Raw genomic sequence first — 286 nt, forward strand, 5'->3', positions numbered from 1 at the left:
GGACCCGGCAGCAACGCCGCAGCCCCGGGCCCACCGGTGACGAGAAGGCCGACGCGGAGCCGACGTTCTGGTCGCGCCGCGCCTCCCGCCACCGCACCGAACGCCGCAACACCGAACGCCGCAAGGCCGAACGCGCCCGCACCTACGACCCCGCCCCGCCCGCTCCTGGGACCGGCACGGCCGCCGGGAACGGCACAGGCACGGACGCCACCAGCGCCAGCGCCACCACCAGCGCGGCCACCGACACCACGCCCGAGAAAGCCACCCCCGCCAGCGCCACCCCCGA

Annotated in this window: 1 pseudogene; it reads left to right on the plus strand. The window is 77.6% G+C overall.

From position 1 onward, the window contains the following. Positions 1-286: pseudogene (locus NR111_RS18380) on the plus strand (hypothetical protein); the annotation flags it as partial.

The organism is Dietzia sp. Die43, assembly GCF_024519835.1.
Taxonomy (GTDB): domain Bacteria; phylum Actinomycetota; class Actinomycetes; order Mycobacteriales; family Mycobacteriaceae; genus Dietzia; species Dietzia kunjamensis.